The organism is Micromonospora sp. GCM10011542 (assembly GCF_042650685.1).
Lineage (GTDB): Bacteria > Actinomycetota > Actinomycetes > Mycobacteriales > Micromonosporaceae > Micromonospora.
On sequence record NZ_JBHSBO010000004.1, the window covers coordinates 1 to 5948 of the forward strand.

The window sequence follows — 5948 nt, forward strand, 5'->3', positions numbered from 1 at the left end:
GCGATCCCCCGTTGACTGATCCTCCGCTGCTTCGTCGGCGCAGACCCCTGCTCGTCGCCCATCAGCCAAGTGTATCCAGCGCACCAGCTAATCCCTGGCGAATGGGACCTTATAGTCCATTCGGCGTCATGTCGTACTCACGTGAGGTGAAGGACGAACGCGTGCACGGCCAGCTTGGGTGAGCGGGGTGCCACGTCCCCGAGATCATCGGCGGGACGAATCGTTTCCTGGGCTAGACCAGCGTGACGATCGCCACCGAGCTTCCCGCCCGCGCCAGCTCGATGCCCTCCACGGACATGCCGCCCGTCAGGGACACGGCCGCGTGCAGCGCTAGGCGCCGGAGCCGGGATGGACCTTATCGATGAGGTCGGTGTACTCCGGGTTGCGGGCAATGAACTCACCCACGACCGGGCAGATGATCGTGATTTTCTTCCCGCTCTCGCGGATCTCGTCCAGGACGCGAGAGACGAGTTCCGTGGCTACCCGATGGTTGCGGTAGGCGGGATCGACCCAGGTCATCAGCAGAACGACACGGCCGCCCACGAACCGGTACGGGAGCTCGGCGATCGCTTCGGCACCGAGGGTGGCGAGCCATCGCCCGTGCTCCGCGTCGTTGATGACATCGAGCTCCCAGCTGGACTCCACCTCGCTAAGACCTGACTTGTTCAAAGCGGCGATGATCGCCGCGTTGTTCTGTTCACGGGCGACCGCCTCGGCGTCGAGTGAGGTCTGGATGACGGTGGGGTCCATCACATGATCACTCACCGTGCTGGCTGTTCTCGGCCGTGTCGGTGTGCGCGTTGCGTGCGGCGATGGCGGTGAACAGGGTGGCGATGAGGGCAAATGCACCGTAGCCGAGCGCGATCTGCGGCAGCGAGAAGGTGTGGGAAAGTTGGCCGGCGATAAGGGCCGGGATCGAAGCGCCGCCATAGCAGAGTAGGTAGATCACGCTGAAGATCGATGCCCGGTCGGCCAGTGTGCTTCCGTGCAGCAGACCGCGAGTGGTGGCGCTGATGGCGATCCCTTGAGCGGCGCCGGCGACGATCGTTGCGGCGATGAACAACGCCAGTGTGCCGGTGGCGATCGCTGTGATGATGCCGATCATTCCGGCCAGGAAGGCGATCATGCCGAGACGTTGGGCTGCCGTTGTTGTAAACCGGCCGCCGAGGGGAGCGCCGAGAACGCTGGGACCCATGTAGGCGGCGAACACCAATCCGACGATGAGAGGGCTGCTGGTGTGGAGCTGATCCTCGACCAGCGCAGGCACGAACGCTTGGTAGAAGGCCCCGGCCGCCCAGGTGGCCAGGAACACCGCCGCCGCGACGGGGAGCAGATGCCTGACCCGGGCCGGCACGTAGACCCGGGGTCGCAGCGATCGCCAAGCACCCGGCATCCGAGTCACGGTCTCCGCGCTGACGGCAATGAGACCGACAGACAGGAGGAGAAGGCCGATGACAACCAGGAAGACGAGGTCGCGTGGCCACGGCCCGAACTGAACCAGGGCGCCGGAGGCGATGGCGCCGACGGCGAGGCCAAGCATGACCGTCTGGCTGGAGGCGACAGGGGCCAGCCACGCAGGCCTGGCGGGTGCGGCGTCGACGATGTACGCGGTGAGGCTGCTACTGGCCAAGCCGGCACCAAGGCCCATCAGGAGCCGGCCGGTGATCAGGATGCCGATGTCGTGCACGTTCAACAGCAGCACACAGCCCAAGAGGAGCAGGACGAGGCTGGCGATCGAGGTGGGCCGTCGGCCCAGATGATTGGACAGCCGCCCCAGCACCAGCAGCGTGGTCAGAGTGGCGGCGGAGTACGCGACGACGGTCATCGAGATGCCGACGTTGGTGAACCCGTCCTCGGCCCGATAGATGTTGAACAGCGGGATCGTCGAGCCCACAGCGGCAAACGCGGCCACCAGGGAGACCACCGCAGATATGAAGGTCAGCCGGAGTGTTCTGCCCCGGCTGACCACGTTGGTCACTGGTGCCGTGTCGAGCATCGAGCTGCGCCTTTCTGTTGTCCTGAACCATCCCGTGGCTCTCGTGTGGTCCCTACCCGAGTGCAAAGATGTCTCGCGACTAGGACCTTCGTTCGACCGGCGTCAGGCGCCCGGAGCCATCGCACAGGCTGAGACGCAGACCCAGGTGCCCTCACGCTTCTGGTACACGTCCGCGTACAGAGCTTCCTGCTCCGCGTCGTCCGCGATCAGGGTGCCCGGCGGTGACGGTCCAGATACGCGGATCCAGCAGCCGAGCCGCAGTCCGAGTGGAGCTGTGGCCGGGCGTATCACCGCGCGACCGGGTACCTCCGCAGGCTAGCCTCTCCGGACCATATAGTCCAGTTGATCGCTGCTGGCCAGAACCGCCCGGCCCTCGTGAACCATGACCTCGGGTGTTTAAGCTGCGATGAGAGGCGGTTCGGACCAAGACGCCCAGCTGAACTCGCTCAATGACAGACCCAAAGATGGACTAATGAGTCCATTAAGGCTGGGGCATGCCGCCGTCGTTCACGCATCAGGGACGGCGATCGTCATCGCCACCCGCGACTCGGGCGGACTCAAGTCAGGGCAACATGAAAAACATCGATACTCAGTGATCCGCGACAAGCCCTGCGTGGCGTATCCGCTGCGGCGGCGAGGTGCAACGGCAGGGCCTCGGCAAGATCGGCCCGCTACGCCACGCCGGACAAACCAACATCGCCAAAGCCCTGCGCCGCAACGCCCGAAATCACCGCAGACCTCTGCCGCTTCTCGGCATCACGTGACCAAACCGAGAAATCCCTACCTTGATCTAAGGCCCTGAAGGGGCGACCGCACCTGGACTACATGCATGATTCCGTCGACACGTTCCAGGTCGGCCAGCACGTGTAGCCCCGGTGATGCGGTCGCCGTCGATGGTCAGGGGCAGGGAGAAGGGCGGTGTGTCACGAAGGCGCTGGTCCCACATGACGCACGCGCACCATCATTTCGGACGATCTGCAACGTCCTTCTACCGCGGACGTCAGAACTCGAGGACGTGCTTGACCCCACCAGAGCGGCCGCCCGCGACCTGGTTCGCGATCGCGGCGCCGTCCTTGATTGGCGTCGTCTGGACGTCAAATCTCAGTTGGCCGGAGGCGGCGAGTGCCGCGAGTTCGCCGAGTGCACGTCCGTCGGGCTGCACGTAGAGGTTCGAGGTGGTGATTCCGCGAATCGGATCGGGTGCGTCCGAGGTGATGGAGGTGAGGCGGCCTCCGTCGGTGAGCAGTCCGATCGCGTCCTCGGCGGTGCCTTTCGCGGCGATGAGGACGGCGTCGAATCGGCGATCGCTCTTTTGCGCCCAACCGTCAGCGTGGGTGTCGATGACCGCGCTGGCGCCGAGGGCGCGGAGTTGATCGGCGCGGGCCGGCCCGGCACCGGCGACGATGTCGGCGCCCCGGAGGTGGGCGAGTTGCACGGCCAGTGACGCGGTGGGGCCGGACGCTCCGACGACGAGCAGGCGGGTGGTGGCGTCGACCTGGAGCTCGTCGAGGGCCTGCTGGGCGGTGAGCCCGGCGACCGGGAGTGCCGCCGCAATCTCCGGAGCCAGGTTCTCGGGCAGTCGTGCGACGTGCGCGGAATGGACCAGGACGCGCTCTGCCCAGGTGCCGCTGCCGCCTGGCAGGGGCGCCTCGTGCACCAGCACGAGGTCTCCCGTGCGGAATTCGGTCTCGTCCGGGCCGGTCGCGGTGACGCGGCCGACGGCTTCGACGCCCAGAGCTGCGGGCGGAACGAGGCCGACGTCCCATCCGCCCGTGTGAAGCAGGGCGTCCCACGGCCCGATCCCTGCCGCGACCACCTCCAGGACGAGCTCACCCGCGTCAGGCTGGCGGGGGTTCGGAAGGTCGAGGATCTCCAGAGCGCCGTTGGCGGCTCGAACACCGAGTCCGATCATGGTTCTTCCTTCTGAGTTGATTCTGTTCGTGCGTGTTTCGGGTTTCAGGCGGCCGGGTTCGTGCTCGGATCCACGGGCCGCTTGGATTTCGGGAGTTTGTCAACCACAAGCCGGTAGGAGTCGGTGACGAGTTCCTTCACCAGGTTCTCGTCGAGACTGGGCCCACCTGCTGCCGTGATCCAGTGCTTCTTGTCCATGTGGTAGCCGGTCGTGATCTCTGCGTACTGCTTGCGCAGCCCAACGGCCTCGTCCGGATCGGCCTTCAGGATAACGACGGGGTGTCCCGGCATGTCGGTCATGAGCATGAAGACCTTGCCGCCCACCTTGTACAGCTCCCAATTCGGGCCGACGCGGTGCTCGAACGTCACGTCCGGCAGCTCTGTCGCGTACTCGTTCGCGATCTTCTGGAGTTCCTGTCCGTCCATAGCTGTTCAACTCCTCTAGCGATCGGTTCGCCCGGGCCGGACCGCTCAGGCGAAGGTGAACAGACGCTCAGGCTCGAACCGCGACACCGGAGTCTTGTACTGCTTCGCCTCGTCCGGGTAGCCGAGCGCGAGCAGCACGGTGGTGGTGTATCCGGTCGCGCGGATGTTGAAGGCCTTGTCCACGCTGATCGGGTCGAAGCCTTCGAGCGGCATGGCCTCGACGCCGAGCTCGGCGGCTGCCATCATCGTCAGACCCATCACCATGTAGGTCTGCTTCTCCATCCAGTGGTAGGTGTCCTTGTAGCTGTATTTGCGCAGGCTCACGAAGTCACGGGTCATTGATTCCCACCGCTCCTGCTTGGCCTCATCTGCGAACCGGCCGTCGGCCCGCTCCTTGGCGAACACCGCTTCGAGGTGGTGCTCGGGCACATCGGCTCGAGTGGTGAGGATGATGGTGTGCGAGGCGTTGAGGATCTTCTCGGCGTTGTCCTGGAACCGCTCGCCGAGGTTGGCCGCCAGCCGCTCCTTGCCCTCCTGAGTGGACACGACGTAGAAGTGATTCGGCTGGATGTTCGTCGACGTGGGAGCCGAGCGCAGGAACCTCAGCAGCTGCTGAAGAGTCTCGTCCGGGATCGTCTTGCTGCCGTCGAAATACCGGCTGAGGTGCTTGCTCATGAGCTTGTCGAGATCCATGTCATCGTGCTTTCTGTGCGTGATGAGTTGAGGAGTTGTAGATGGTGAAAGTCGGATACGGCTAGGGTTTGCGGGCGAGTAGTTCGCCCACCCGGTCGAAGCTGATGCCTGTCGTGGCCGAGGCGATGTCGCCGGCCTTGAGCGCCGCGGCCGCCTGTTCGAGAGCACCCATCGCGTGCGTGTAGAGCGCAGGGCCCAGGCTGATGCGCTTGACCCCGGCCTTCTGCAGTTCAGAGACGGTCAGCACTTGGTCCGCCGGTGAGATGAGAACGTTCACGGGTGTCGGCGCGACGGCGGTGACGATCGCGACCAGGGACTCGAGGTCGGGCGGGAACGGCGCGTAGAGCACGTCGGCGCCGACCTCGGCGAAGGCCGTCAGCCGTCGGATGGTGTCATCGAGGTCAGGCCGACCCTGGATGAAGTTGTCGGTGCGAGCGGTGACGACGATGCGTCGCTTCGCCGTGGCGACCGCACTGCGAACCCGGCCTACCGCGTCGTCGAAGTCGCGGATCGGGTCATCGGGATTCCCGGTGGTGTCCTCGATCCCGATGCCGGCCAGCGCGTGCGCGACGGCACTGTCCACAGTCACGGCGACATCCTCGGCGGTGACGCCGTAGCCGTCCTCGAAGTCACCGTTGACGGGCAACCCCGTGAGCCGGCCGAGCAGCTGTGCGTGGTCGAGATGCTCGTCGCGGGTGATGCTGTGGCGTCCGTCGATGCGTCCGAGTGCGGCCGCCAGGGCCGCCGACGACGTGCCGATGGCCTCGAAGCCGGCATCCGCCAGGACCAATGCCGACACGCCATCCCAGGCGTTCGGCATGACGAGGCCCCCTTCTCGGGTGTGCAGTGCCATGAACTTTTCATAGAGCTCGGAACCGGGCATGTCGGTCCTTTCCGGGGGGGGGGGGGGGGGGGGGGGGGG

6 protein-coding genes are annotated in these 5948 nt (G+C 65.6%); all 6 read right to left on the reverse strand.

What is annotated here, in order from left to right; genetic code table 11:
- Positions 1 to 330 precede the first annotated feature (330 nt).
- Positions 331 to 750, reverse strand: coding sequence for a GNAT family N-acetyltransferase (locus ACFOW4_RS01285; RefSeq protein WP_377523679.1), 420 nt, complete (start codon positions 748 to 750; stop codon positions 331 to 333).
- Positions 751 to 757: 7 nt separating this feature from the next.
- Complete coding sequence (locus tag ACFOW4_RS01290; protein WP_377523681.1) at positions 758 to 1978, reverse strand: MFS transporter; 1221 nt, start codon at positions 1976 to 1978, stop codon at positions 758 to 760.
- A 1018-nt stretch (positions 1979 to 2996) separates the two neighbouring features.
- A complete protein-coding gene (locus ACFOW4_RS01295; RefSeq protein WP_377523682.1) occupies positions 2997 to 3908 on the reverse strand; it encodes an alcohol dehydrogenase catalytic domain-containing protein in 912 nt (303 codons plus the stop codon).
- Positions 3909 to 3952: 44 nt separating this feature from the next.
- The gene (locus tag ACFOW4_RS01300) at positions 3953 to 4333 is read right to left on the reverse strand and encodes an MmcQ/YjbR family DNA-binding protein (protein ID WP_377523684.1); all 381 of its coding nucleotides are present in this window, start codon (positions 4331 to 4333) and stop codon (positions 3953 to 3955) included.
- A gap of 45 nt (positions 4334 to 4378) precedes the next feature.
- Positions 4379 to 5026 (reverse strand): nitroreductase family protein, encoded by a 648-nt coding sequence (locus tag ACFOW4_RS01305; protein ID WP_377523685.1) that lies wholly within the window; start codon positions 5024 to 5026, stop codon positions 4379 to 4381.
- Between the two features lie 61 nt (positions 5027 to 5087).
- The gene (locus ACFOW4_RS01310) at positions 5088 to 5909 is read right to left on the reverse strand and encodes an isocitrate lyase/phosphoenolpyruvate mutase family protein (protein WP_377523687.1); all 822 of its coding nucleotides are present in this window, start codon (positions 5907 to 5909) and stop codon (positions 5088 to 5090) included.
- Between the last annotated feature and the right edge of the window lie 39 nt (positions 5910 to 5948).